Source organism: Citrobacter sp. Cpo142 (genome assembly GCF_030332425.1).
In the GTDB taxonomy this organism is placed as follows: domain Bacteria; phylum Pseudomonadota; class Gammaproteobacteria; order Enterobacterales; family Enterobacteriaceae; genus Citrobacter; species Citrobacter portucalensis.
This window is the reverse complement of record NZ_JAOWHW010000149.1, coordinates 104,912-128,398: the sequence shown is the minus strand read 5'-3', so window position 1 is coordinate 128,398 and position 23,487 is coordinate 104,912. Positions and strand designations below refer to the sequence as shown.

Below are 23,487 nucleotides of genomic sequence, written 5' to 3'. Positions count from 1 at the left end.
TTTAGACGTGAGCCTGTCGCACGGCAAAGCCGCCAAGAGTTAACGGATTACCCAGGCTCACTACTGAAAGACTCTCTTTGATGTGCGCGTGCGATGCACATAAAAAAGCCGCCTATGAATATAGGTGGCTTTAATTACCGGAGTAAAAATTAGTTAAGTTCTATTTGGTTTTCATAAATAAAACTGTAAATATCGTCGTATTTTGCGGCGTATATAGTTGCGATATTATCCACATGTTCTGCATTCTTATTTCCGCCTTTATAATCGACAATGTAGTCATGAACGTACTGTGGTTCGACGAGCTTATCATTTGATAATATCAATTGATAAACTGCTTTAAAAAAGCGCTGTTGGTCTAGAGGATGATGCGTATCCCATGTGCTAACTTTTAACCATGAATCCAATGCTGACAGATTTGGCATATGTTCCCTCTTAAATGCTGTTTCAGAGTGAACCAGATTACCCATGATTATCATGGTTAAAAAGCATTATCGCAGGCACTCAGTGAATACCTGCTGTAATGCTTAGTCGTCGAGTTGCAACACTCCATGCTCCAGCGAGTCGGAGTATGCGATCAGCCCTGTGTATTCAGGGATAATCTCTCCATCATCCGCTTCGAATTCCGGGATTGTCCCAGTGGTGATGGTGTACTGGGGCTGGACATCTTCTTTCGCGAAGGCTGCCAGGTCTTCAATCTGCTTAGCTGTAAGAACTACTGTCATGCTCATTCCTCAGTTGTTAAAAAGCCCCGCTATTGCGAGGCTATGGGGTTGTTGTTTGACTCTCTCACCGAGTCGTAAATGCGCTCACATGTCATTCCTGCCCGATAACGTTCGTCAGCAATGTCAGCATAACGTTTAGCTTCTGCTGCAATATCTCCGAGCATGTTGGCGAGCATTCCGGCGCTGGCGTCGGTTGTTTTGCTTCTGACGGCAGCGGCAAGATCTGCGGTGTGCTTTGCGGCGTCCAGGCGGGCGGCAAGCTTTGTTGCTTCGGTGCGCAGCTGGCTAACAGTGGCAGACAGACCAGCAGCAGTGGCAGCTGATTTAGCAGCTTTCGCTTGTGCATCTTTAACAGCCTCATCACGGGCAATAATGCGCCCTTGTTCAATCATGCGGGCAGCGGTCTGCGCGTTCGCTGTTTGCGATGATTCGGCGCTGTCACGTTCTGACCACTTTTTTTCCCAGCCCCGATCACTCCAGACATTTCCGCCGATGAATGCGACGGATACCAGAAGCGCAACGACAATAAGCTGAGAACGAATGCTCATAGCAGGATTACCCCCACAAACAGGAACCATCCCCAGCCTGAGATGCCGAAACACGCCAATATCCCGGAGGCAATGAAACAAATGCTACTCGGGCTCATCAAAATACCCCCGGAACTGATACCGGAATGCCTGGGTTAAGCGGCCCGAGCTCATCACCAAGAACCTGAGGTTTTTCTGCCCACAGGCAAACTTCACGCTCAATCTCACGCCGGGTGATTAAACCCTTCCACTGTTTTCCATCAGCGTATGTCCAACGTCGCAGTTGTTCACATGCGCCTTTCGAATCACCCTGGTTGATTTTCCGTAACAGTGTGGAGGTTTTGAAGTTGCCAGCACCGACGTTGTACGCGAACGAGTAAAGTGCACCGCGCATTGTTGCCGGGATTGGGGCCTTGATGTAGGGGTTAATCTGACGGGCGACAATATTCAGGTCTTTATCCAGCAGCGCCTGACATTCTGCTTTGGTGTAGGTCTTGCCGAGGATAATATCTTTACCAGTATGGCCCCAGCATACCGTCCACACCCCAACAACATCCCGATAAGGCTGATAGCGCACTCCTTCAAGGCCATCATTACCCGTTGGGCCAGTAATCAATGCCGCAGCGATAGCAATAGCGCCAGCGGGTATAGCTGCAATAACGCTATTCTTCAGCTTTGGTGGCATAGCCATTGCGCCGATCCTCCCGTTCTTTCCAGCGGAAATACCAGTTCACTGCACAGGTGATTACCGTGCATGCGATACCGACAATAATTGCCCAGTCGCTCAGGCTTAACCCTGCAATTCTGTCGGCCAACATCCAGGACACCTCTTTTGCTGTTTTAGCTGTTTCGGCATATGCCTTCGCTGATACACCGCAGCCGGCAAGCGTGGTTCCTGATCCATATGAAAGTCTGCTGTAAATGGTGCTCATTCTGGTCATAGCCTCACCTCCGATTTTTCGGATGGCGCTGTGTGGAAAGGGAATAAAAAAGCCCGTTCGAATGAACGGGCCAGAAAAGGAGCATTTTTCATTGCTGAAGTGTTAACGCGATGCCGGGTGCCTCCCGGTGGGCCTTTGGCTGACAAACCATGACCCGTGTGCACTAAGCATGTCATTCCATGACACTGTTTACTGTCAGTTTCACCCCTCCGCTTAGGGGGATTCATCACAACAACTTCAAACGAGAGCTTTTACTGAATGCTCTTTAACATTAGGACCGATAAAGCAAAACTGCAAACAAATAGCCCTATGATTTCAAAAGGGTCAGGCTTCACGGGCTGGATTTATCAACAAAGCACGTAGCGGATGATTCCCGGAAGCCTGAAATGAAAAAGGCCACCGTGAGGTGACCTATATATGATTGAAATTTTGGATTTAGTAAGGCTTGATCAGACTGGCAATGCCTTCGGCTTACCCATGTGATATGTAACAAGACTGCTTTTGCTGCCATCTTCCCAGACTGTAGAGCTCTCGGTGATCTTCAAAATCACCCAGCCTTTAGAAAGGCCCAAATTGACTTGCTCCACATCATCTACCGTCCGTACTTCCTGGATTTTACTTAACAGGCTTTCATCTGTGCTCATCAACTGACCCTCAGTTAAAAAACACAACATAGCAAACGTGCTGAGTAAAAACCTTGAAGGGGATAAAAAACCCGCGCTGAGGCGGGTTTGATGTCGTGCAGGCGTAATATCCCACGATAGAAAGCATACAGGACAGTTTTATGCAAAGTCAACTCTAACGTGCAAAAAAGTGTCGCCATTTGCTCCGATCATATTAATAAGTTGTTGCCTTCTCGAATTCTACAGCTGCGTGACGCTCCCCCTGCCGCAGTGTATCCACCAGCATTTCATAGAAGGGTTTCCAGTTGCGTGACCATGAGGACTGATGGAGGCCTGGGAGACGCTTCAGAATGGCACGGTGTACCGTCGCCGAGGAGATAGCAGAAAATCCATTACCAGAGCATCGCTCACAGATTTTAAACACCGGTGCGCCGCGCTCGTTTGTGGCTTTGCGGTCGAGCACCTCGCCCTTTCCACCGCAACGGCATCGGGCTTCCAGTTTTCCCTTACCGTTACAGGCGGCACAAAGACGCTTAACCTGTTCACGTTCTATTTTTGGCGCGACAATTTCATCACCATCATGATTGAAGAGTCCTGGGTACTTAACCACGTCCTCATGCTGAGAAATAAGACCACCACCGTTGCAGGTGTGACACGTCACGCTGGTTGCCGCAGAACGCGAGTATTCAGCAAAGGCAAATTGCGCCAGCATCAGCATGCACCATCCCAACTCACCACCGGCTGCTTTGCGCACATTCTTTGGTGCCGCCTCCATCGCATGACGCGCCAGCGCCTGAACTGCGAGCTGCTCATCGCTTTTGCTGATCCCGGTCTTACCAAAGAAGGCTGCTAGACCAAACCGCGCGCGGCTGCTGGTGGTACCAATGGCCGCCATAACATCAGTGCCGGTGATACGATCCGGAGAGGTTCCTTTCACGTCGTCGCTGATATGCATTCCCTGAGGGCTGAAATGTTTGAGTGATGCTTCCAGTTTCATTGGGTAGTGTCTCCCTTCTCGGCAGTGCCAAACCATCCAGGATGCGCCCACTGAATATCGGTAACTTTATGGCCTTTCCCCCATAGCGATATCGATCGCATTGCAACGTAGTGCATAAATATTTTTTCCCGCTCAAGCCATTCATCCTCAGGCTTATCTTCAAGAAACTCATCGATTGCATCAGCAATAAGACCAAAGCATTCGGGATAGTCGCTATGACTGATAGCTATGTCTCGTGCAGCATCCTGGAGTTCCATGAAGCGCTTTTTGGTGAATAAATAAGACATTTCGTGAATTAGACGATCCATTATTGGTTCCTTAAGCTTTTGCATACCGACGCGGTTGTGATTTTTGCTGCGAGACTGATTTTGATTTCGCTTCTTCCTGGTCAATCGGCAAAAAATGCCCATTGTAGAAACGGCGGTATACGGTCCCAAGAACGCCGTTACGCTGTTTGGTGATGTTAATTTCCGCGATCCCTTTTGCCGGTGATTCGGGGTTATACACCTCATCGCGATAGAGCATCATGATGATGTCAGCATCTGCCTCAATTTCGCCGGAGTTCTTCAGGTCTGAGTTCATAGGACGTTTGTTAGGTCGGGATTCCACGCCTCTCGAAAGCTGGCTCAGCGCCAAGACGGGAGTGCGGTTTGTTTTGGCGAGACGCTTTAATCCCTTCGACAACTCACCCACCGCGAGGTCATAGCGTGCCGTGCTCTGGATCTTAATGAGTAACAGATAATCGATAACTACCAGCGCAGTTTCAGGATGAGCAATCTGATGACTGGTTGCCGTTTGCTGGATCTGTTCAAGCGTCAGATCTGTGGCATCGACCATCCAGATATTGCGCCCGGTAAGATGCCCGATACCTGTAGATAACCTTGCCCAGTCTTCATCTTCAAACTTCGCGGCCTCTTTGAGCCTGGACACTGACATGCCACCAGCAGCAGATACCATTCGCTCGCCAATCTGGATGTTGGCCATCTCCATGCTGAAAAACAGTACGCCATGTCCCTGCTCTGATACTTTATCGATAATGTCCAGGGCCAGCTCGGTTTTCCCCATCGACGGACGGGCGGCGATAAAGACCAGATCTGTCGGTTCAATGCCACCGGTTTTTGCGTCCAGTTCTTCAATACCGGTCATCAGAGGTTTGGCCTCTTCCAGCCCCTGATTTCTTGCGTCTACCCGGTCAATTATCGCAGGTAAAATTTCATCAATATGCACAGGTTGAACAGTATCAGGAGTGAGTGAAATTGCAGCCATAGCCCCCTGTGCGGCCTTCAATGCTTCGACTGCGTTATCACCATTGGCAGCATTGCGAATGCCAGCCAGCGCCGTCTCGATTACAGCCTCAGCGTCACGAACGGCAGCGTTACGTTCCAGAGTGGAGACGTAATACGTCAGCGCTGATTTAGCCCAGGCGATACGACTTGATTCGAGTATCGTTGCGCTGTGTTCTGGCATGGACTCACAAAGCAACAGTGGATCTATCACTCCGGTTCCGCGAGCCTGACGACAAATGCCAGAATAAATTTCACGGTACTGACGGACGGAGAATACGCTCGCCGGCATACGGGAAAGAATGCCCAGAACCTCAGGATCGGTATTGCGCAGAAAAATTGCGCCAATTACCGCACCTTCCAGATCATTATTTTTCCATACCGGAGTCATCATGCGGTTACCCCCGCTGCAATTGCGCGATAGCTTTCCCAGCCAAACGCCAGACGGTTCCGCCCACCATCGGTAACCCTGTCCACGATACGCTCACCAATAGACTCTTTCAGTTGCTCAAAGGTCAGGTTGCTGATCAGGATGGTCGGGAGCACGCTCTCGTAACGGGCATTGATAACCTCCTGCAGGATGATCATTTCCGTCGGACTACAGAATTGCACGCCCACCTCATCGATGATCAGCAGATCCAGTGATGCGAAACGTTCGATAACGTCTTCTTCGGTACTGTCAGCACCATGGTGCCACGTGTTTTTCACAGCCCGGGTAAGGCGCATAATATCGGTGATTTCCACGCTGGCCAGATACTCACGAACAATGCTCTTTGCCATCGATACCGCCAGATGGTTCTTTCCTGTCCCGCAGTTCCCAGTCATCACCAGCCCCGTTCCTGCGTTAAGACGCTCCGACCAACTGTTGACGTAGCGCTGGCAGGCTTCAAGGTTTTTTGCAGCACCCTGATTAACCGCTTGATAATTACTAAACTCACAGCCCTCAAATCGGCGGGCGATCCCGACGTTGTCCAGCAGGTCAGATACCCGCAGCGCATGCAGCCCGGCATCGACTGTCGTCAGCTCATCGCGCACGCACCCCGGACACCGGGAATGTTTAACATTTTCGGTGCCACGAAACGCTTTACCAGTGAGTGACATGCGCTCATAGTCGCCATGTTTTTCGCAGGCTGCGGTGTGGACTTCGCCTGAATCCCAACTTCCCCACTGCCACGGTTTTTTATGTTCTACAGCGAACGCCAGTTCTTCGCGAAGTCCTTCGCGTTTCGCCAGCAGTGAATCCCTTTCTTCGCGTTGTTTGATGTTCAGCATTGTGTTCCCCTTGTCACCAGTTGCAGTCTGTTTGGCCGTAATCCTGTTCACTGAAGCCAGATACCGGAAGCGTACTGCGTCGCCCACCTCCGGGAGCGGATGGAGTTTGCCAGGTTTCTTCGAAATGGCGACCGGGTCCAAAGAACGTTGTCGCCTGCTTGACGAACTGTGTGCCAGCATTCCCAGTCACTTTGACGTAGGCCGCATAGCGATTGACGCCTGCCAGCATATCCTCAGGCTTAACGCCGTCTTTCAGGCGGGCTTTCCAGGCTTTATAGGCTGCCGCCTTGGAATTGCCACCAGCACGTTTTGGATATGCCTGCCAGGCTGTTTCAAATTCAGGTGAATAATCCTGCTTTGCAGGGCGAGCCGGTGCAGGAGCGTCAGCGGATGCGCCATTAGTGTTTTTAATCTCTGTAGTAATCTCTGTAGTAATCTCTGTATTTGTATCGACATTGGGCGTACCCCCTGTTCCGTTTTGGCGTTGGGGGGTGTTCCGTTTTGGCGTAACAGGGGTGGCGTTTTTGAAAGAGCTATTACGTTCCGACGTAACTGGGGTTACAGCGTCAACGTTATCGGTCGAAACAGGATTTGTAATGGCGGAGATAGCGCAGGGAATCACGCCAACAAATAAAACGTTGGCGCATTTCAGGCCATCAAGCGCCTCTATCGTGCGCAATTCCAGCGTGATCAGCCCGGCATCGCGCAGTCGCTTGAGCGCATCCGCCGTTTCGCGCTTACCAAACCCAAACTGATCAGCGAATGATTGATAGCTACGCTGCAATTTGTCACCCCGAAAACGCTTTCTGTAGCCCTGTAGTGCGCCCGTCGCTTCATTCCTCACCTCTGAAGGGCGATACCAATAAATAATCTCGGAGAGCAACGTTATCGCGGTCTGATCCGGGCGCCCACTTGGCAGCGTGATATATCGCCACCAACTTGCAGGCGTCACATTCCCGGTAAAATTTATCTGACCAATAGCCATGACGGTATCGGTCGGTGTGGTGGTAGTCATTGCGCGCCCCCCTCAAGCAAAGCGTCCAGATTACGCAGATCGACATATAGCGCAGGCTCATCAAAAGCCATGCCGTCACGAATAACGCCAAGATCACGCAAGATGATGCGGGCGGCGCGCTGCTCTTCGGGAGTAAGCCCGGTAATGTTCTGGATTAGGTCAATATTCAGCATCATCCAGCCATCATTAACACTCCAGTCCCGGTAGTGATAAAGGAGGGTTGAAAGATAGATAGCGCAATTAATGCCACCAAGCGGCACCAGATCTCGGTTGTACATCACCGTATTCAGAAGAAGTTTGCTCATGCTGCACCTGCCTGTTCTGTATCGTGTTTCTCGCGCTGATTCCAGTCGTGAATAGCGCGTGCTTTGCTGTCGGGAAACTGGTTAGCGTTGCAGTGGGTACAGGCAACGTAGTAACCGTCATCACCATCTAAAAAATATTTAACTTCAACGAGGCGAACCTCAGACGTTGCGCAGAATGGACATGGTTTTAGTGTGATATCGCTGCTAGCAATCGAAATTCTGGAATGTGTTTCAGCATCAACACTTGAAACGTTCTGGTGTTTATTGATATTGTTTTTCACGGATTTACCTCGCTAGGTAGATTTATGCAGGTATGAACAGTAGTTAAGTTAATAAAGGCTGGGCGAGTTGATCCCTCTCTTCGGCCTTTTCTTTGCCTTGCGTTCTGCTGTTGTCGTCTGCCCAATAGCCCACTGACGAGCACGGAAAAGACAATTGTCAAAAGCTCCCCCCTTGCGACTTGCCTGCGACATCCGGCGATAGTGGTCAACGCCGACCAGCCCCCCCCTGACACACCTGCTCTGGAAATCCCTCTGACGCCAGCCGCGCGGTGATGTGTTTTGCTATGAAATCTGTCGGGTCCATCTTGATTTCCTCATTGGTGCCGAACCATCCTCCGGTGATACTCTTGGTTTTCCACAACCAAGAACCGATGGAGGTTCGATATGTCACAAAAAGACGATATTCCCGTTTTCCCGGTTACTGGGTGGCAAGCAGGAGTATTGCCGTGGTATGGCACGCTTGCTCTAAAGCTCCAGTATCTGCCCTCCCCAATACAGGCAATGGAGATGGGGTCAAAGCAGGAGCAGGAAACGCACTTTTTCGCCCTTACCCCAGAAATGGCTGAAAGCCTGATTTCCGATCTACAAAGACACATTCAAAATTTACGAAACTCCGCCGGGCCCAGACCTTAAGAAGGCAAGAGCTAATCACGCAGGCTTTTGTTATCTGCATCACCGGAAAGCGTCGCTTAATCCTGGCGCTTTTCGGTTTTCCGTAACTTGTTAATTTCTGTGACATGTCACGCCTCCGCCGATCTGCGCTTGCCGCGGCGCGAGCCCTCTGAATACAACCCCAGATCGCACTTGAGAGCTCCATTGGTGATCTTCTCCAGCTCGAGAGCTGCACCTTTGGGGATTAGCTCTGGCCACTGGGAGACCGCCTGATCACTCACGCCAAGCGCTATGGATGCATTCCTTTGCGAACCAAAAAAATCAACTACACTTGATTTGTACATAAAGGTATAATCCACTCGAATAAATCAATTAAATTCAAGTTTAATCAAGTTAACCCCTAATGCCAAGAGGAATGTAGAATGGGAGAGAGAATTTTAGAGACAATGGGGGAGCGAATCCGCCGGAGAAGGAAGGAACAAGGCAAGACACTGAAGGAGTTGGCAAACGATGTAGGGGTTTCTATGGCGGCTGTCTCGCTATGGGAGAGAGGAGATACCTCGCCCACTGGTGATAAAATCAACCGATTATGTAAAGCCTTGGACTGTACGCCTATATGGCTCCTTGAGGGGCTTGAGCACTTAACAGCTAGCTCCGGGAGTGTTGCAAACAAATATACTAAGTATGATCTAGATAAGCTAAGTACCATATTTGATATATTGCCCCGCGAGTACCGTTTGAAGGTAGTTGAGTACGCTGAGACTCTTCTTGAAGATTATCACTCTGAAGTTGTGGCGAAAATTAAAGATATAAAATCCATGAAATTCAAAGAGTAAAAGAACCCCACACATCAATTCAAGTTTTTTGCTTGATTTTCAAGATATCTTGATTAAGACTATCCCTACACCCTAAGGAGATAGTCTTATGAAGCCTGAAATAGATGATTGCTTAATGGAGTCGCTTTCTATCGGCGTACAGCAATTGCAGTTTTTGCAGAAATTATCCGTGCAGCAGGATGTTGATAGTCGACATATTGCAGACACCCTAATTTTAGATGTTATCCACAAACTAGAACTGCTTCTCTCGGCTAAAACTCAATCCACGCCGCTATTCGCCCCCTACACCGCCGGTTTGAGCATTGGTGATCACATCCAGCTCGCCCGCGAAAACCTCGGACTCGGTGAAGCAGAACTTGCTCGTTTGCTGGGTACCTACAGCGATAACATTTCCGACTGGGAGTGTGGGATCACCGAGCCACCAGCAGGCATGGTCATTCCGCTGGCTAATGCGCTGAAGTGCGATCCAATTTGGTTATTGGGTGCTGAGGTTAATCGTCAGCCTCCTGCCACTCCAGCCCATCAATCACAGTGCCAGCATTCCGCGCAGCAACGATCTGGCGCCTCAGATCATGCATCTCATCACGAGAGGAGCCCATCGCAAGCGTGACGTAATCACCGCTCTTACCATTGAGGTACATACGAAGATTTTTTCGGATCATTGCAGAGGTGGTCTCAATATGAAAACACTTTTGAGACTCGCTATATAGCAGAACGTACAGATCAGCCGAGGATGCCATGAATAAGCTTGAAGACATAACCGTACTCCATATTGAAAGTTCAGATTACATCGGTGAGGCACTCAACCCCGCCGTTGAGAGAGAAATTGATGCGGCAGATATCGTAATTGCTGGTGGTAAGATTATCAAAAACCGTGTGAATCACAAGGTTGCAGAACCGACAAAGCAGGCGATGAAAACTTTTAAAGGCCTCACCCTCGAACCGGAAACCGCTTTTCATCAGATAGCGGTGATGATTGAAGCGGGATTAATTATTTCGGTTACCGATGGAGAAGACCATTCAGATCTTGGTGATTGCATTTTTATTCTGGCCAAGCAATACGCAGAAGCAGCCCATGCTAACGAGATGGAGAATAGAAAATGAAAACTCCAGTTAAAATTCTCGAAAGTATCGCAGCTGATATTGTGGAGAATACCTCACTACTTGAGGTTATTTACCGTATCAATGAATTGCCACCAGAAGCCGATAATGCAATTGCTTGCCTTATTCGCTCAATGCAGAAAACACTGGATGGTGTTAATGAGTATGTTTCGATGTTACCCACCACTACTCGAAGTGATGAAGCAAAAGATAGAATCAATATTGATGATATCAATGATGATGTATTTAATGTTGCTATTACAGTTAACCAGCTTAACGAACTGGCACATATATACAATGAATCATATTTCACCGATAAAGACAGTGACGATCCAAAATGCCTGATGTCAGCAACAATATATGACTACGCAAGAAAAGTTAAGGATGAACTGAAAATCATCGAATCTAAATTAGGTTAATAAATAAAATTTTAATAACGCCTTGACTGGTGTGGCATCACTCACCCTGAGGAAATGCAGATGAATATTACCGTCAAAAGTGAAGTCTTAAATAACAAGATCCATTCAGTTAATCAGGATGACGACATTCTTTATATAAACAAGGCACACAAAACCGCAGAGTGCGCCAATCAATATGCGCATGAGCTACGTGCAGAGTTTATCCAGTTACTGATGCCAGCCATCACGCGCACTGATGTGAAGGTAGCAGGAAGATTTACCTCGTTACTTAATGAGCTTTGCTTCATGACTCAAATGACAATGGAGAATACATCGAAGGGGGGGGCAATAATGACATTTCTGAGAGATAAAGCGGCACATAAAACAGCAAAACTCTTTGCCTCTTATGGAAATAGTTATCTTCATATTGCAAACCTTTTTCTGCGCAAAGCATACGGACGGTAATTATGAACACTCAACTCGCCTCTATTAAACAGTCAGATAGCACACTACCAGTGGCGTCAGTACAAAGAGATGATGCCGACACGAAAAAAGCAATAAACAACGCTCGTATGGCTGCCCGATGCGCCAGTCAGTTAAGTAATGATTATCACAACATTCTACACAGGCAACTGAATAAGGTCGCTCCAGAATTAGCAGATAGATTCACGGCGCTTATTACTGAGTTAGCGATAATTACCGACGCGGTATATGAATGTGTAGCTTTTCATCAGAGAAAGCACTGAGAAAAAACGTGAAAACAAACCTGATTGATATTTATCGCCGTCGAATTGCCACGGCAACCCTGCACAGACTGAAGAGTAAAACTGGCGGCTATTGTCTTTCTGTAAATATGCCGGACAACAATATTCAGGTTATCGAAATTAACGAAGAATCGATGCTGAAACTTTTGCAACGATTCGAAAAGCAGGTTTGTACAGAATTTGGCTCAGAGGCTGATAGCTTTCTACGCAAAACGTATATGAACAGCCTTGATATTAACAGCCATACCGAATACCTGACCGAAACAGGAAAGATGATTATTGACGAGATTTTTGCGGAATTAATTAAACACGCGAAAGAGAAATACGTATGTGGAGGAAATAACTGATGGCCTCACAACAAACAATTATGCACGGAATGCAGATCCCCCCCCCAGTCCTCAACGTGGATCTGCATGTGCTTCCAGATTTCACCGGGCGTGTTGTTCTTTATATCGAAAAAGGTCGTGTGACATGCGACCGCCGGCTGCTCGACGACGAACACATTTGCGCACTAGACACTTTTATCGAAATGGCCCGCGAAGCCGGGCTACGTATACAGGAGCTAACTGGTGGCATTAACAGCAATTCGAATACCTGAACGCGTTCACCTGCAGGCAATGCAGGTTCTGCTGCGATACCGACGGAAGCGAGCATATGCGCGGCGTATGCGACGCACCGGATTCCTCAGTCTGAAGGTTAATCCGCGCTGGCGGCTGCTATCGAAAGACAATGGCCGCAACTGGGAAGTGATGAGTCATGAAACGTATAACGGAGAATTAAAACGATGAGTACCAACAAAAACGACAACGTAAAGCAGCTAGTTGCCCGACTGAAAGAAATGCAGGAGCAGTCCGGTACGCACATCCCCGCGTGGATGCTCGATGAAAATCGTTACGGCAAAGGTACGCTTACAACTGAAGAGCAGCATGAATGGGCTGAAACCGTTTGTCACTCCATGCGCGGAACTGTCGCCCTGCTTTACCTGATTGAATGTGAAAAACGCTGGGGCCTCCGTGACGGTGAGTATCAGTTTAAAACCGGTGAGTTTGTTTTTGGCTTAACGCGGAAGCTTATCGAGAACCTGCTTATTGAACACGTAGAAGGCGCACTGATCGAGCAAAAACCACAGGAAAGATATCTGGCTGTATTCCAGTTCTACTCCGCCAACGATCAGCGCCTGAAAGAAGACGGTCATTCGTGGTTTGCAGAATTTTTAGACGACATCTTTACGGATCTTGCCACTCGCATTCGCGCTGGGGAAGCAACACCGGTTCAGCACATTTTACACTGAGGGAAATAACGATGAATAACCAACTAATGACCTTCAGCTCAGAGGAACTCAATTTTTCGATGAGCGGAATTCTTTATGAGGGAAGGCCAGCCTTTGACGCTGTAGAACTGGCTAAATCCCTCGGTTATACGAACCCGGCAAAAGCGCTGAAAGACCACTGCAAGACGTTGATTAAACTTGATTATAACGAATCGTTAGAATTGGGTTTTGGTGAAAAACCGCGCGGTACTCAGCTTGCTGGCCAGGCCGATTTGTTCCGCCTTATCCTGCGCAGCCAGCTTCCATCCGCTGAACGCGTACAGGACTGGGTATGTGAGGATGTACTCCCTGCCATCATGACTACAGGCACATACAGCAAAGAAGTGCCGGTAGCTAAATCACACCAGCAGGAAATCAGCATGAACCATGACATTCTTTCACTGGCCCGCGTTGTGGCCGAAGCAACCGCATCAGCGACGATGAAAGCAGTGATGGAAGTCAGCGGTACTAACCTGGTTGCTGCTGCGAGCGTATATCCCGCAGAGGCACAGCAACGAATTAGTTCGACTGAATTCGTGAATACCGATGCTGAGTTTGCTCCGGTGCATAAGATTTCGTGGGAAACCGGTCTGTCCGATCCTTCCTGCCGTCGCCTTGTCCAGTTCTCAAACCTGCCATCCAGACAGCTACCGGGCGTTCGCGGTCTGTGTGTGCATCGTGAATCATTCCTGCATGCCTTTCAGGTGCTGCTGGAAGAATCCGTTCGTCCAACAGGTAAGCGCAAGCGCTGGCAGCATCCTGAGTTTGGCGGCTTCATCCTGCGTAAAGATCCTAAAGAGATCTTCGGCGAGGACAGCCACTGTGAATAGCGATATCTGGATGCCAGCGGGTTCTATCGAGGAGGCCCACCAGCGGGCCTTAACGTGGGTTTGCGATGCATACCTGTTCTATCTGGTTAGCCTGCACCGTCGCCCGGTGTACCGCCACCAGTACGGCGATATTTCGCTTAACCAACCAGCACTGCAGGGGTTTATTGACTCCTACCTCAAAGATAAGGGGTGGGACATCGAACGGCGCTTGGCGCATTACATCAACATTCTGGACCCCATTAAATATATGCATCGCAGCAATTCGGAATTTATCGACTGGGGAACAGTGCCGGCGCTGACTCCTCGTGGGACCCGCTGGATGAATGCATGCCTTTCACGCCTGGGCGAAATGGTGAACAGCTATGGCGGGTGGAAAGGATATATCGCAGCAGTTGAGGAGGTACAGACCAATGAAAAAGGTATCTGAACTGGTGATGTTCACTCTATTTTTCTCCAGCCTTTCGGGGCTGGGATTTGCGGCGGGTGTCTGCTGTTTCTTTGGCGTTGCCCGATTACTGGCGAGGATCCTGGCATGAAAATCCAATACCAGGACTATGGCGCCGTAGCGAACATCGTTGTTACCAGTACGGTGTTTGAATTCAGGAAGCATAACCGGGTTGTCGACACTGCTCTTTTTTCAACCTTAGGAATAGTTGCAAACCGCAGTGGAATATTCTTCATGAAATCGGTTTTGTCCGGCAAATCCCGCGACATGCTGCGTGCGTACAAAACAGTATGCCGGGAGGCGGCATGATGAAGTCATTTCTCCTGTCAGTACTGTTTGGCCTGTTATTGGTGGACGCTATTTTCGGAGCGTTGATTGAGTACAAATTTATGACGAATTTCGGAGGTGAACAGTGGAAAAATCGCATATCAATACTGAAAACCTGAACACAGTTCACGACTGTCTGTCCCAGCTCGTGATAGCTGAAGAAACTCAGCTTAGCATTGAAGATCAGTTGGCTAAGTCAAATAGCAGCAGTGAGTGGAGTGTTTGGCGCAAAAAGGCAGAGAATGCTTTACGGGTTGTAAAAGCAAAGCGCCGCATCATTACGGCTCGCCTTGCAGTTCTCCGCCAGATTGAAAAAGAGAGCAACATGCAATTCCACCAGCAACACAACGATTACCTGGTTACTGAGTTGAAGCGGATTGTTACCCCATCCTCTTTTGAGCGTTGCGTCCGTCGGGTTAATGAAAAGCTGGGGGTAGCCATTGAACAAGGCATTTGAAATATGGGTGCTCCAGCGGTACGGCAGTCGCTATGACCTGACTCGAGATATTGAAGGGTTTTACTGCCGGGAAGTAGTTAAGCGGATGTTTGATGTGTGGTGCCACTGCCGTGGTCTGAATGTGGTGTGAGGCGGGTATATGAGCAATGTTATTCAGTTAGCTCCTAACGATTGGGTTTGTGAAAGTGTTCTGATCGCGGTGACCGGGCTCAAGCCCGGTACCATCCTCCGGGCCAGAAAAGAGTGCTGGATGGTTGGGAGGGAGTATATCCACGTATCACCTGACGGGAATCCAAAACCTTCCAGTGAGTGCATGTATAACAGAAAGGCTGTAGATGCCTGGGTCGCTTCAATGAAAAGCAAGCAGCCAGGATGATTTGATGCCATGAAAAAGGTAAGCTCGTATTGCTCTTGGGCGTCTGGAGGTATTAATGGATAAAATCACATATCCAACAGGCGTCGAAAACCACGGTGGCAGTCTGCGCATCTGGTTTAATTTTAAAGGTAAGCGCGTCAGGGAAAACCTCGGTGTCCCTGACACCGCTAAGAACAGGAAGATCGCCGGGGAACTGCGGGTGTCGGTATGCTTTGCCATCCGCACGGGAAGCTTTGATTATGCTGAACGGTTTCCAGATTCACCTAACCTTAAAAGTTTTGGGTTGGGCAAGAAAGAAATCACAGTGAAAGAACTCGAAGAGAAGTGGCTGGATCTGAAAAAGATGGAAATCAGCGCGAACGCGCACAAACGGTACGAGTCGGTCGTGGCAGTTGTTGTACCGCTGATCGGGGCTACCCGACTGGTGACAGCGATTGAGAAAGAAGAGTTGCTGTACATCAGGAAAGAGCTTTTGATGGGTTATCAGTGCGCGGCAAAGGGCAGGATCCCTGTTAAGGGCCGGAGCGCGGTCACCGTCAATTACTACATGACGACTATCGCCGGAATGTTCCAGTTCGCCGCCGATAATGGGTACATAAAGGCAAATCCCTTTGATGGAATAAAGCCATTAAAAAGGGCCAGGGTGGAGCCAGATCCGCTCAGCCGTGATGAATTCATCCGTCTGATAGATGCGTGCCGGCATCAGCAGACGAAAAACATGTGGTCACTGGCGGTGTACACAGGTGTTCGTCACGGAGAACTGGTTTCCCTGGCATGGGAAGATATAGACCTTGAAGCGGGTACAATAACAATTCGCCGTAATTATACAAAACTGGGCGAGTTCACACTACCGAAAACGGACGCCAGTACGGATAGAGTGATACACCTCATTCAGCCAGCCATCGATGCGTTAAGGAATCAGATGGAAATGACTAGACTCGGGCAGCAGTATCACATCAACGTGCAATTGCGTGAATATGGTCGAACAACGCAGCACAGCTGTACATTTGTCTTTAACCCTAAGATAGTCCGTCGAAGTAAGGATGTGGGGGTTATCTACAAGGTTGATTCGTTTGGTGACTCGTGGGACGCAGGGTTAAAAAAGGCGGGGATCAGGCATCGAAAAGCTTACCAGTCGCGCCACACTTACGCGTGCTGGTCACTGGCCGCTGGCGCCAATCCAAGCTTTATAGCCAGTCAGATGGGGCACGCTAGTGCGCAAATGGTTTTCAATGTGTACGGCGCATGGATGGCAGACAATAACGCAGAGCAGATCGCAATGCTGAATCAGAAGCTGGGTGATTTTGCCCCATTGATGCCCCATAGACCACAAACTAGCAGTAGAGGATTATTAAAATCAGCAAGTTAACCACTAACGCCCGTCATGTTAACTGCGTGGAGGGCAATACCACGCTGTATGCGCTGCCTAAAGCCGATATTGTTGCCCGCTGGCAGGCACAGACCACCGATGCGTTTCGATTTTGTTTTAAGTTTCCGGCGACCATCTCGCACCAGGCCGCACTGCGTAATTGTGATGACCTGGTACAGGAATTTTTTACGCGTATGTCGCCGCTGGAATCGCGCATTGGACAATACTGGCTGCAATTACCCGCGACTTTTGGCCCACGCGACCTGCCTGCCCTGTGGCAGTTTCTCGATGCGCTCCCGAAATCCTTTACCTACGGTGTGGAAGTTCGCCATCCGGAGTTCTTTGCCAAAGGCGAAGCCGAACAGCTATTTAATCGCGGTTTACACGAGCGTGGAGTAAACCGGGTGATTCTGGACAGCCGCCCGGTGCATGCCGCAATCCCACATACTGAAGCAATACGTGACGCTCAGCGCAAAAAACCGAAGGTTCCGGTGCATGCTGTGGTGACGGCAAACCATCCGATGGTACGCTTTATCGGTAGCGATGATATGGCACAAAACAGCGCCCTTTTTGCCGTCTGGCTGACCAAGCTGCCGCTATGGCAACGCACCACGACGCCGTATCTGTTTTTGCATACGCCGGACATCGCGCAAGCCCCGGAGCTTGTTGATACGCTATGGGCAGATTTACACAGTGCTCTGCCAGAGATCGGATCAGCTCCCTCTATTCCACAGCAATCTTCTCTTTTCTGAAAATGCCACCTATCATAGTCAATGCCAGCAGCCATTTTAAAAGGGAGTTTGTATGGTAAGCGCGCTTTATGCCGTATTGGGTGCGTTATTGTTAATAAAGTTCTCCTTTGACGTCGTTCGCCTGCGCATGCAATACCGCGTTGCCTATGGCGATGGAGGTTTTAGCGAGCTGCAAAGCGCTATCCGCATTCACGGTAATGCAGTGGAATATATTCCCGTCGCATTAGTGCTGCTGTTATTTATGGAAATGAACGGCGCAGAGACGTGGATGGTGCATATTTGCGGGCTGATGTTGATTGCCGGACGTCTGATGCATTATTACGGATTCCACCACCGACTATTCCGCTGGCGCCGTTCGGGCATGAGCGCAACCTGGTGTTCGCTGTTGCTAATGGTGCTGGCGAATCTTTGGTATATGCCCTGGGAGTTGGTTTTCTCCCTGCATTAGCGCACAATACGCCACTTTATTTTTCCCGGATTTTTACGTTATGTCTCACCGCGACACGCTTTTTTCTGCGCCTATCGCCAGTCTGGGTGACTGGACCTTTGATGAACGGGTAGCTGAAGTCTTCCCGGATATGATCCAGCGTTCCGTTCCTGGCTATTCCAATATCATATCTATGATTGGCATGCTGGCCGAACGTTTCGTACAACCCAACACGCAGGTCTACGATCTGGGCTGTTCTCTGGGCGCGGCGACGCTCTCGGTGCGTCGCAATATTCATCACGAGAATTGCAAAATTATTGCCGTCGATAACTCCCCGGCGATGGTTGAGCGCTGCCGTCGTCATATTGATGCCTATAAGGCACCGACCCCGGTTGAGGTTGTCGAAGGCGATATTCGCAACATTACTATCGAAAACGCCTCGATGGTGGTGCTGAATTTTACCCTGCAATTCCTTGAGCCACCTGAGCGCCAGGCATTGTTGGATAAGATTTATCAAGGGTTGAATCCCGGCGGCGCGCTGGTGCTGTCTGAAAAATTCAGTTTCGAAGACGCTAACGTTGGCGAGTTGCTGTTCAACATGCACCACGACTTCAAACGGGCCAATGGCTACAGCGAACTGGAAATTAGCCAGAAACGCAGCATGCTGGAAAACGTGATGCTGACCGACTCGGTAGAAACGCACAAAGCGCGACTGCATCAGGCCGGCTTTGAGCACAGCGAATTGTGGTTCCAGTGCTTCAACTTTGGCTCTCTGGTGGCGTTGAAAGCTGAGGTTAGCGCATGATCGATTTTGGTAACTTTTATCAGTTGATTGCCAAAAATCATCTGTCCCATTGGCTGGAAACGCTTCCGGCGCAAATCGCTGCCTGGCAGCGCGATCAGCACGGTCTTTTTAAGCAATGGTCAAACGCCGTCGAGTTTCTGCCCGAGCTGACGCCGCATCGTCTGGACTTACTACACAGCGTTACCGCAGAAAGTAAAGAACCGCTCAGCGAAGGCCAGCTTAAACGCATCGACACCCTGATGCGGAACCTGATGCCATGGCGTAAAGGACCGTACTCGCTGTACGGCGTCAACATCGATACCGAATGGCGTTCCGACTGGAAGTGGGATCGCGTCCTGCCGCACTTGTCTGATCTCACCGGACGTACCATTCTTGACGTCGGCTGCGGCAGTGGCTATCACATGTGGCGCATGATTGGCGCTGGAGCGCATCTGGCGGTTGGCATCGATCCTACGCAACTGTTCCTGTGCCAGTTTGAGGCGGTGCGTAAACTGCTGGGCAATGACCAGCGCGCTCACCTGCTGCCGCTGGGCATTGAGCAACTTCCAGCGCTCAACGCCTTTGACACTGTGTTCTCCATGGGCGTGCTTTATCACCGCCGATCGCCACTGGAACATCTGTGGCAGTTAAAGGATCAGTTGGTTAAAGATGGCGAACTGGTGCTGGAAACACTGGTGGTCGAAGGTGATGAAACTACCGTACTGGTGCCTGGCGATCGCTACGCGCAAATGCGTAACGTCTACTTTATTCCATCTGCGTTGGCTTTAAAAAACTGGCTGGAAAAATGCGGTTTTGTTGATGTGCGCATCGCCGATGTCTGCGTCACCACCACCGAAGAGCAGCGCCGCACTGAGTGGATGGTAACCGAGTCACTGGCCGACTTCCTCGACCCGAACGACCACAGCAAAACGGTAGAAGGTTACCCCGCCCCGCTGCGTGCGGTCTTGATTGCGCGTAAGCCGTGATGGATTGCCGGATTCCCGTTACGTATAGCACCGTTTCTCCAAAATAGTTCAAGTTGCAGCAAGGCGGCAACGCAGCAAATCCCCGGGAGCGTAGATAACTACGTGACCGGGGTGAGCAAGGCGGCCAACGCGGCTGCGGCTTGAAATATGAAGGAGAAAAAAAGGCCCCTGTAATAGCAGGGGCCTGGTACGAGCAAGCATCATATTGGGCGACATGATGCAACGGTAAAATCAGTTGGCCTGATGGTGTGCAATGATTGCTTTCATTTCAGCAACCGCCGTCCCGTCTACCGCATAGCGCGAATACTCATCCGCCTGCGCATCCGAAGACATCGACAACCCCGAATTGCGATAACGCATTGGTGAAGCCAGCCATACTCCGGCAGAACTGTGGACTTCCTGCACTCCAGCATCAAGGAGCAGGGACAAATTCGAGGCGCGAACCCCCGCTCCGGCCATAATGATTGGAGCACCGGGCTGCGCAATAAGTTCCATTATTTTTGTTAAACCTTGCGCCGCATCTGATTTTTGCCCTGAAGTGAGTACTCTGGCAACACCCAAATCAGCTAATTTTTTAAGCGCATTGAGTGGGTTAGCACACATATCAAAGGCCCGATGAAAAGTGACTTGCAACGAACCGGCGGCAATCATTATTTTCTCCATGCGCGGCATATCGACATTGCCATCCACATCTAAAATGCCGGTCACCAGCCCTGAGAATCCCAGTTCCCTGACCATCGCAATATCATCCAGCATTGCAGCAAATTCACCTTCGGTGTAGTAAAAGTCGCCTCCACGTGGGCGAATAATGGGATTGACGGGAATCGAAATGTGCTGGCGAACGGAACGCAAGACGCCCAGTGACGGCGTTAAGCCCCCTTCTTTGGGTGCCGAGCATAGTTCAATGCGATCCGCGCCTTTTTGCTGCGCCGTGCGCGCGCACTCCATGCTGTAACAGCAGATTTCCAGTATAGCCATGCTCACTCCTGACGTTCGCTTGCCACAATGGTTTCAATCGACCACGGATGGAATTTTATCGTCACGCTGCCATCGCTAACCGCCAGCGTCGGATTCGGTAAACGCTCACGCTCTCCTTTTGGCGAGCTGGTTTTCACAAAAATGCCCGGTTGACTCAGACCGTGATCGGAAAGCAGCGCCAGCGCGCGCGCATTCAGCGTTTCCGCCTCTCCCGGCAGAACAATTTCAATATGTTCCCAGCCTTCATGTGGGTAGCGTTTTTCGCCCGGCCACGGCAGCTCGATGATGGAAAATTGCCAGTGTTGCACACAAACCGGCTCATGCAGTTTAAAAAGACAAATAGGTCTGCCGTTAATGATGTTTTCTGACAACAATTCACCGCACTGTTCAAACCCACGACGCCAGCGTTCTGCGGTGGTATTTTGATGGCAACGCAAGGAAATGTGATCGGCTTCCAGGCCTGTGATATCCAGCCCAAGACGGGTAGAAAGTTCCGTTAATGCCTGCGTGAAATGCGGTAAATCTGCAGAAATATCCTGTAGTTCTGCAACGGTTTGCCAGTTAGCCATATTAAAAGCTCATATTCATGTTCAAAGTCGCTAATTTACTCTGTTGCGCTGCGCCATCCAACCGCTGTTTTCTCCGAACACATCATGAATAAATTTACGCCATTGCATTGTTTATAATTCAGGCTACTGGCGGTACACACAATGCTGACGGCAACGGGCATTTGCAGTATACTCCCGCCCTTAATTCTTAAACTGGTGCGGTGAATTTTAGGCCGCTTCATAAATGTAAGGTATTCCGGTGAATATTCAGGCTCTTCTCTCAGAAAAAGTCAGTCAGGCCATGATTGCTGCAGGTGCGCCTGCAGATTGCGAACCGCAGGTTCGTCAGTCAGCAAAAGTACAGTTCGGCGACTATCAAGCTAACGGCATGATGGCTGTCGCTAAAAAACTGGGTATGGCGCCGCGACAACTGGCTGAGCAGGTGCTGACTCATCTGGATCTCAACGGGATTGCCAGCAAAGTTGAAATTGCAGGCCCGGGCTTTATCAATATTTTTCTCGATCCGGCATTTCTGGCGCAGCACGTTCAGCAGGCGCTGGCTTCCGATCGTCTGGGCGTCACTCAACCGGCTAAACAAACCGTCGTGGTTGACTACTCCGCGCCTAACGTAGCGAAAGAGATGCACGTTGGTCACCTGCGTTCCACCATCATCGGTGACGCGGCGGTGCGTACGCTGGAGTTCCTCGGTCACAACGTTATTCGCGCTAACCACGTCGGCGACTGGGGTACTCAGTTCGGTATGCTCATCGCATGGCTGGAAAAACAGCAGCAGGAAAATGCCGGGGAGATGGCGCTGGCTGACCTGGAAGGTTTCTACCGTGATGCGAAAAAACATTACGATGAAGATGAAGCCTTCGCGGAACGCGCCCGTAGTTATGTCGTGAAACTGCAAGGCGGTGACGAATACTTCCGTGAGATGTGGCGCAAACTGGTCGACATTACCATGTCGCAGAACCAGTTAACCTACGATCGCCTCAACGTTACCCTGACCCGTGACGACGTCATGGGCGAAAGCCTGTACAACCCGATGCTACCTGGCATCGTCGCCGATCTGAAGGCGAAAGGCCTGGCTGTTGAAAGCGAAGGCGCTACCGTCGTATTCCTTGATGAGTATAAGAACAAGGAAGGCGAACCGATGGGCGTTATCATTCAGAAGAAAGATGGCGGCTATCTCTACACCACAACCGACATCGCCTGCGCCAAATATCGTTACGAAACCCTGCATGCCGACCGCGTACTGTATTACATCGACTCCCGTCAGCATCAGCACTTAATGCAGGCATGGACCATCGTACGTAAAGCCGGGTATGTGCCGGATTCAGTGCCGCTGGAACACCACATGTTCGGTATGATGCTGGGCAAAGACGGTAAACCGTTCAAAACCCGCGCGGGCGGCACGGTAAAACTGGCCGATCTGCTGGATGAAGCGCTGGAGCGCGCACGTCGTCTGGTCGCGGAGAAGAACCCAGACATGCCTGCCGACGAACTGGAAAAACTGGCAAATGCGGTCGGTATCGGCGCAGTGAAATACGCGGATCTGTCCAAAAACCGTACTACCGACTACATCTTCGACTGGGACAACATGCTGGCGTTCGAAGGTAACACCGCGCCATATATGCAGTACGCTTATACCCGCGTACTGTCCGTGTTCCGTAAAGCAGATATCGACGAAAGCGCGCTGGCAAATGCGCAGGTCGTCATCAGCGAAGATCGCGAGGCTCAACTGGCGGCACGTCTGCTGCAGTTTGAAGAAACGCTGACCGTCGTTGCACGTGAAGGTACGCCACACGTGATGTGTGCTTACCTGTACGACGTTGCTGGTCTGTTCTCCGGCTTCTACGAGCACTGCCCTATTCTCAGCGCTGAAAACGAAGAGATTCGTAACAGCCGACTGAAACTGGCACAGCTGACGGCGAAAACGCTGAAGCTGGGTCTGGATACACTGGGTATCGAAACAGTAGAACGTATGTAATCACCTCAAGTAATATGAAAGCCCGCGCTATGTCGCGGGTTTTTTTATTTCCCCGAATTACCGCCCTCGTAGGCAGCACTATCAGGCCGACGAGAAACGGCTACGTTCACTGTAATTTGTAACAACCCACAAGGAATGACACATTTCCCTAGAGATATGGAACATCTTTTGCCTGTCATCCCGTCTAAGCCTCCGTATCATTAGGCGGCGAATTAATCGGGTACGGGTC

The 23,487-nt window shown here is 50.0% G+C and carries 39 protein-coding genes; 23 read left to right on the top strand and 16 right to left on the bottom strand.

Annotated features, from left to right (window positions below; genetic code table 11):
* Positions 1-149: 149 nt before the first annotated feature.
* The 13 genes from OGY18_RS26240 to OGY18_RS26180 form a co-directional block, all read right to left on the bottom strand.
* On the bottom strand, positions 150-467 hold the full coding sequence (locus tag OGY18_RS26240; protein WP_286554899.1) for a hypothetical protein: 318 nt from the start codon (positions 465-467) through the stop codon (positions 150-152).
* Between the two features lie 57 nt (positions 468-524).
* Complete coding sequence (locus tag OGY18_RS26235; protein WP_286554898.1) at positions 525-722, bottom strand: hypothetical protein; 198 nt, start codon at positions 720-722, stop codon at positions 525-527.
* 29 nt (positions 723-751) lie between these two features.
* On the bottom strand, positions 752-1,270 hold the full coding sequence (locus OGY18_RS26230) for a DUF2514 domain-containing protein (protein ID WP_286554895.1): 519 nt from the start codon (positions 1,268-1,270) through the stop codon (positions 752-754).
* Between the two features lie 97 nt (positions 1,271-1,367).
* The gene (locus OGY18_RS26225; RefSeq protein ID WP_286554892.1) at positions 1,368-1,940 is read right to left on the bottom strand and encodes a lysozyme; all 573 of its coding nucleotides are present in this window, start codon (positions 1,938-1,940) and stop codon (positions 1,368-1,370) included.
* Positions 1,912-2,190 carry a phage holin gene (locus tag OGY18_RS26220; RefSeq protein WP_016150433.1) on the bottom strand — a complete coding sequence of 93 codons (279 nt, stop codon included), beginning with the start codon at positions 2,188-2,190 and terminating at the stop codon, positions 1,912-1,914. Before OGY18_RS26220 ends, OGY18_RS26225 begins: the two co-directional genes overlap by 29 nt.
* Before the next feature lie 449 nt (positions 2,191-2,639).
* Positions 2,640-2,834 carry a hypothetical protein gene (locus OGY18_RS26215; protein ID WP_286554889.1) on the bottom strand — a complete coding sequence of 65 codons (195 nt, stop codon included), beginning with the start codon at positions 2,832-2,834 and terminating at the stop codon, positions 2,640-2,642.
* Between the two features lie 193 nt (positions 2,835-3,027).
* Positions 3,028-3,810 (bottom strand): antitermination protein, encoded by a 783-nt coding sequence (locus tag OGY18_RS26210; protein ID WP_286554886.1) that lies wholly within the window; start codon positions 3,808-3,810, stop codon positions 3,028-3,030.
* A complete protein-coding gene (locus tag OGY18_RS26205; RefSeq protein ID WP_286554884.1) occupies positions 3,807-4,118 on the bottom strand; it encodes a hypothetical protein in 312 nt (103 codons plus the stop codon). The genes OGY18_RS26210 and OGY18_RS26205 overlap by 4 nt, the downstream gene beginning before the upstream one ends.
* 10 nt (positions 4,119-4,128) lie before the next feature.
* Positions 4,129-5,487, bottom strand: a complete 1,359-nt coding sequence (locus tag OGY18_RS26200; RefSeq protein WP_286554883.1) for a replicative DNA helicase — start codon at positions 5,485-5,487, stop codon at positions 4,129-4,131.
* Complete coding sequence (locus tag OGY18_RS26195) at positions 5,484-6,365, bottom strand: ATP-binding protein (RefSeq protein WP_286554881.1); 882 nt, start codon at positions 6,363-6,365, stop codon at positions 5,484-5,486. Before OGY18_RS26195 ends, OGY18_RS26200 begins: the two co-directional genes overlap by 4 nt.
* Before the next feature lie 13 nt (positions 6,366-6,378).
* The gene (locus tag OGY18_RS26190) at positions 6,379-7,380 is read right to left on the bottom strand and encodes an LvrA C-terminal domain-related protein (RefSeq protein ID WP_182290305.1); all 1,002 of its coding nucleotides are present in this window, start codon (positions 7,378-7,380) and stop codon (positions 6,379-6,381) included.
* On the bottom strand, positions 7,377-7,685 hold the full coding sequence (locus tag OGY18_RS26185; protein WP_182290303.1) for a hypothetical protein: 309 nt from the start codon (positions 7,683-7,685) through the stop codon (positions 7,377-7,379). Before OGY18_RS26185 ends, OGY18_RS26190 begins: the two co-directional genes overlap by 4 nt.
* A complete protein-coding gene (locus OGY18_RS26180; RefSeq protein ID WP_247751701.1) occupies positions 7,682-7,966 on the bottom strand; it encodes a Lar family restriction alleviation protein in 285 nt (94 codons plus the stop codon). The genes OGY18_RS26185 and OGY18_RS26180 overlap by 4 nt, the downstream gene beginning before the upstream one ends.
* A gap of 384 nt (positions 7,967-8,350) precedes the next feature.
* Between OGY18_RS26180 and OGY18_RS26175 the strand changes: the two genes are divergently transcribed.
* On the top strand, positions 8,351-8,599 hold the full coding sequence (locus OGY18_RS26175) for a BssS family protein (protein WP_048217968.1): 249 nt from the start codon (positions 8,351-8,353) through the stop codon (positions 8,597-8,599).
* Positions 8,600-8,706: 107 nt separating this feature from the next.
* On the opposite strand, the gene OGY18_RS26170 is transcribed toward OGY18_RS26175, so the two are convergent.
* Entirely contained in the window at positions 8,707-8,922 is a 216-nt protein-coding gene (locus OGY18_RS26170; RefSeq protein ID WP_048217969.1) for a Cro/CI family transcriptional regulator, read from the bottom strand.
* Between the two features lie 78 nt (positions 8,923-9,000).
* On the opposite strand from OGY18_RS26170, the gene OGY18_RS26165 reads away from it, so the two are divergent.
* The 21 genes from OGY18_RS26165 (at position 9,001) to cmoB (ending at position 19,739) form a co-directional block, all read left to right on the top strand.
* Complete coding sequence (locus OGY18_RS26165; RefSeq protein WP_053065179.1) at positions 9,001-9,414, top strand: helix-turn-helix domain-containing protein; 414 nt, start codon at positions 9,001-9,003, stop codon at positions 9,412-9,414.
* A gap of 88 nt (positions 9,415-9,502) precedes the next feature.
* On the top strand, positions 9,503-10,024 hold the full coding sequence (locus OGY18_RS26160; protein ID WP_181510853.1) for a helix-turn-helix domain-containing protein: 522 nt from the start codon (positions 9,503-9,505) through the stop codon (positions 10,022-10,024).
* Between the two features lie 128 nt (positions 10,025-10,152).
* Complete coding sequence (locus OGY18_RS26155) at positions 10,153-10,518, top strand: hypothetical protein (protein ID WP_233609292.1); 366 nt, start codon at positions 10,153-10,155, stop codon at positions 10,516-10,518.
* Entirely contained in the window at positions 10,515-10,934 is a 420-nt protein-coding gene (locus OGY18_RS26150) for a hypothetical protein (protein WP_233609291.1), read from the top strand. The genes OGY18_RS26155 and OGY18_RS26150 overlap by 4 nt, the downstream gene beginning before the upstream one ends.
* A 60-nt stretch (positions 10,935-10,994) precedes the next feature.
* Positions 10,995-11,378, top strand: a complete 384-nt coding sequence (locus OGY18_RS26145; RefSeq protein ID WP_286554926.1) for a hypothetical protein — start codon at positions 10,995-10,997, stop codon at positions 11,376-11,378.
* 2 nt (positions 11,379-11,380) lie between these two features.
* A complete protein-coding gene (locus OGY18_RS26140) occupies positions 11,381-11,659 on the top strand; it encodes a hypothetical protein (protein ID WP_182290300.1) in 279 nt (92 codons plus the stop codon).
* An 8-nt stretch (positions 11,660-11,667) separates the two neighbouring features.
* Entirely contained in the window at positions 11,668-12,024 is a 357-nt protein-coding gene (locus OGY18_RS26135; protein ID WP_249424364.1) for a hypothetical protein, read from the top strand.
* On the top strand, positions 12,024-12,275 hold the full coding sequence (locus tag OGY18_RS26130) for a hypothetical protein (protein ID WP_286554869.1): 252 nt from the start codon (positions 12,024-12,026) through the stop codon (positions 12,273-12,275). Before OGY18_RS26135 ends, OGY18_RS26130 begins: the two co-directional genes overlap by 1 nt.
* Entirely contained in the window at positions 12,247-12,465 is a 219-nt protein-coding gene (locus OGY18_RS26125; RefSeq protein ID WP_005127655.1) for a ParE family toxin-like protein, read from the top strand. The genes OGY18_RS26130 and OGY18_RS26125 overlap by 29 nt, the downstream gene beginning before the upstream one ends.
* On the top strand, positions 12,462-12,968 hold the full coding sequence (locus OGY18_RS26120) for a hypothetical protein (protein ID WP_005127656.1): 507 nt from the start codon (positions 12,462-12,464) through the stop codon (positions 12,966-12,968). The genes OGY18_RS26125 and OGY18_RS26120 overlap by 4 nt, the downstream gene beginning before the upstream one ends.
* 26 nt (positions 12,969-12,994) lie before the next feature.
* A complete protein-coding gene (locus tag OGY18_RS26115) occupies positions 12,995-13,816 on the top strand; it encodes a BRO-N domain-containing protein (protein ID WP_370528826.1) in 822 nt (273 codons plus the stop codon).
* Positions 13,809-14,243, top strand: coding sequence for a hypothetical protein (locus OGY18_RS26110; RefSeq protein ID WP_286554863.1), 435 nt, complete (start codon positions 13,809-13,811; stop codon positions 14,241-14,243). The genes OGY18_RS26115 and OGY18_RS26110 overlap by 8 nt, the downstream gene beginning before the upstream one ends.
* Positions 14,227-14,352, top strand: a complete 126-nt coding sequence (locus OGY18_RS26105; protein WP_169328970.1) for a sodium:solute symporter — start codon at positions 14,227-14,229, stop codon at positions 14,350-14,352. The genes OGY18_RS26110 and OGY18_RS26105 overlap by 17 nt, the downstream gene beginning before the upstream one ends.
* Positions 14,349-14,570: a hypothetical protein gene (locus tag OGY18_RS26100; protein WP_143113767.1), complete on the top strand. Its 222-nt coding sequence runs from the start codon at positions 14,349-14,351 to the stop codon at positions 14,568-14,570. The genes OGY18_RS26105 and OGY18_RS26100 overlap by 4 nt, the downstream gene beginning before the upstream one ends.
* Before the next feature lie 103 nt (positions 14,571-14,673).
* Positions 14,674-15,045, top strand: coding sequence for a hypothetical protein (locus OGY18_RS26095; protein WP_143113766.1), 372 nt, complete (start codon positions 14,674-14,676; stop codon positions 15,043-15,045).
* A gap of 139 nt (positions 15,046-15,184) precedes the next feature.
* Positions 15,185-15,421 (top strand): excisionase family protein, encoded by a 237-nt coding sequence (locus tag OGY18_RS26090; protein WP_019077032.1) that lies wholly within the window; start codon positions 15,185-15,187, stop codon positions 15,419-15,421.
* A gap of 55 nt (positions 15,422-15,476) precedes the next feature.
* Positions 15,477-16,790, top strand: a complete 1,314-nt coding sequence (locus OGY18_RS26085) for a tyrosine-type recombinase/integrase (protein ID WP_286554858.1) — start codon at positions 15,477-15,479, stop codon at positions 16,788-16,790.
* The gene (locus OGY18_RS26080) at positions 16,769-17,542 is read left to right on the top strand and encodes a DUF72 domain-containing protein (protein ID WP_286554925.1); all 774 of its coding nucleotides are present in this window, start codon (positions 16,769-16,771) and stop codon (positions 17,540-17,542) included. Before OGY18_RS26085 ends, OGY18_RS26080 begins: the two co-directional genes overlap by 22 nt.
* Positions 17,543-17,594: 52 nt before the next feature.
* A complete protein-coding gene (locus tag OGY18_RS26075; protein WP_003833847.1) occupies positions 17,595-17,990 on the top strand; it encodes an MAPEG family protein in 396 nt (131 codons plus the stop codon).
* Between the two features lie 40 nt (positions 17,991-18,030).
* A complete protein-coding gene (gene cmoA, locus OGY18_RS26070; RefSeq protein ID WP_003034686.1) occupies positions 18,031-18,774 on the top strand; it encodes a carboxy-S-adenosyl-L-methionine synthase CmoA in 744 nt (247 codons plus the stop codon).
* Positions 18,771-19,739 carry a tRNA 5-methoxyuridine(34)/uridine 5-oxyacetic acid(34) synthase CmoB gene (gene cmoB / locus OGY18_RS26065; protein WP_286554856.1) on the top strand — a complete coding sequence of 323 codons (969 nt, stop codon included), beginning with the start codon at positions 18,771-18,773 and terminating at the stop codon, positions 19,737-19,739. The genes cmoA and cmoB overlap by 4 nt, the downstream gene beginning before the upstream one ends.
* Positions 19,740-19,970: 231 nt before the next feature.
* Here the strand turns inward: cmoB and cutC are convergent, their stop codons facing one another.
* Positions 19,971-20,717 (bottom strand): copper homeostasis protein CutC, encoded by a 747-nt coding sequence (cutC, locus tag OGY18_RS26060; protein ID WP_063940881.1) that lies wholly within the window; start codon positions 20,715-20,717, stop codon positions 19,971-19,973.
* Positions 20,718-20,719: 2 nt separating this feature from the next.
* On the bottom strand, positions 20,720-21,286 hold the full coding sequence (locus OGY18_RS26055; RefSeq protein WP_286554854.1) for a VOC family protein: 567 nt from the start codon (positions 21,284-21,286) through the stop codon (positions 20,720-20,722).
* Positions 21,287-21,524: 238 nt separating this feature from the next.
* Between OGY18_RS26055 and argS the strand changes: the two genes are divergently transcribed.
* Complete coding sequence (argS, locus tag OGY18_RS26050; RefSeq protein ID WP_003833857.1) at positions 21,525-23,258, top strand: arginine--tRNA ligase; 1,734 nt, start codon at positions 21,525-21,527, stop codon at positions 23,256-23,258.
* The last annotated feature ends 229 nt before the right edge of the window (positions 23,259-23,487 follow it).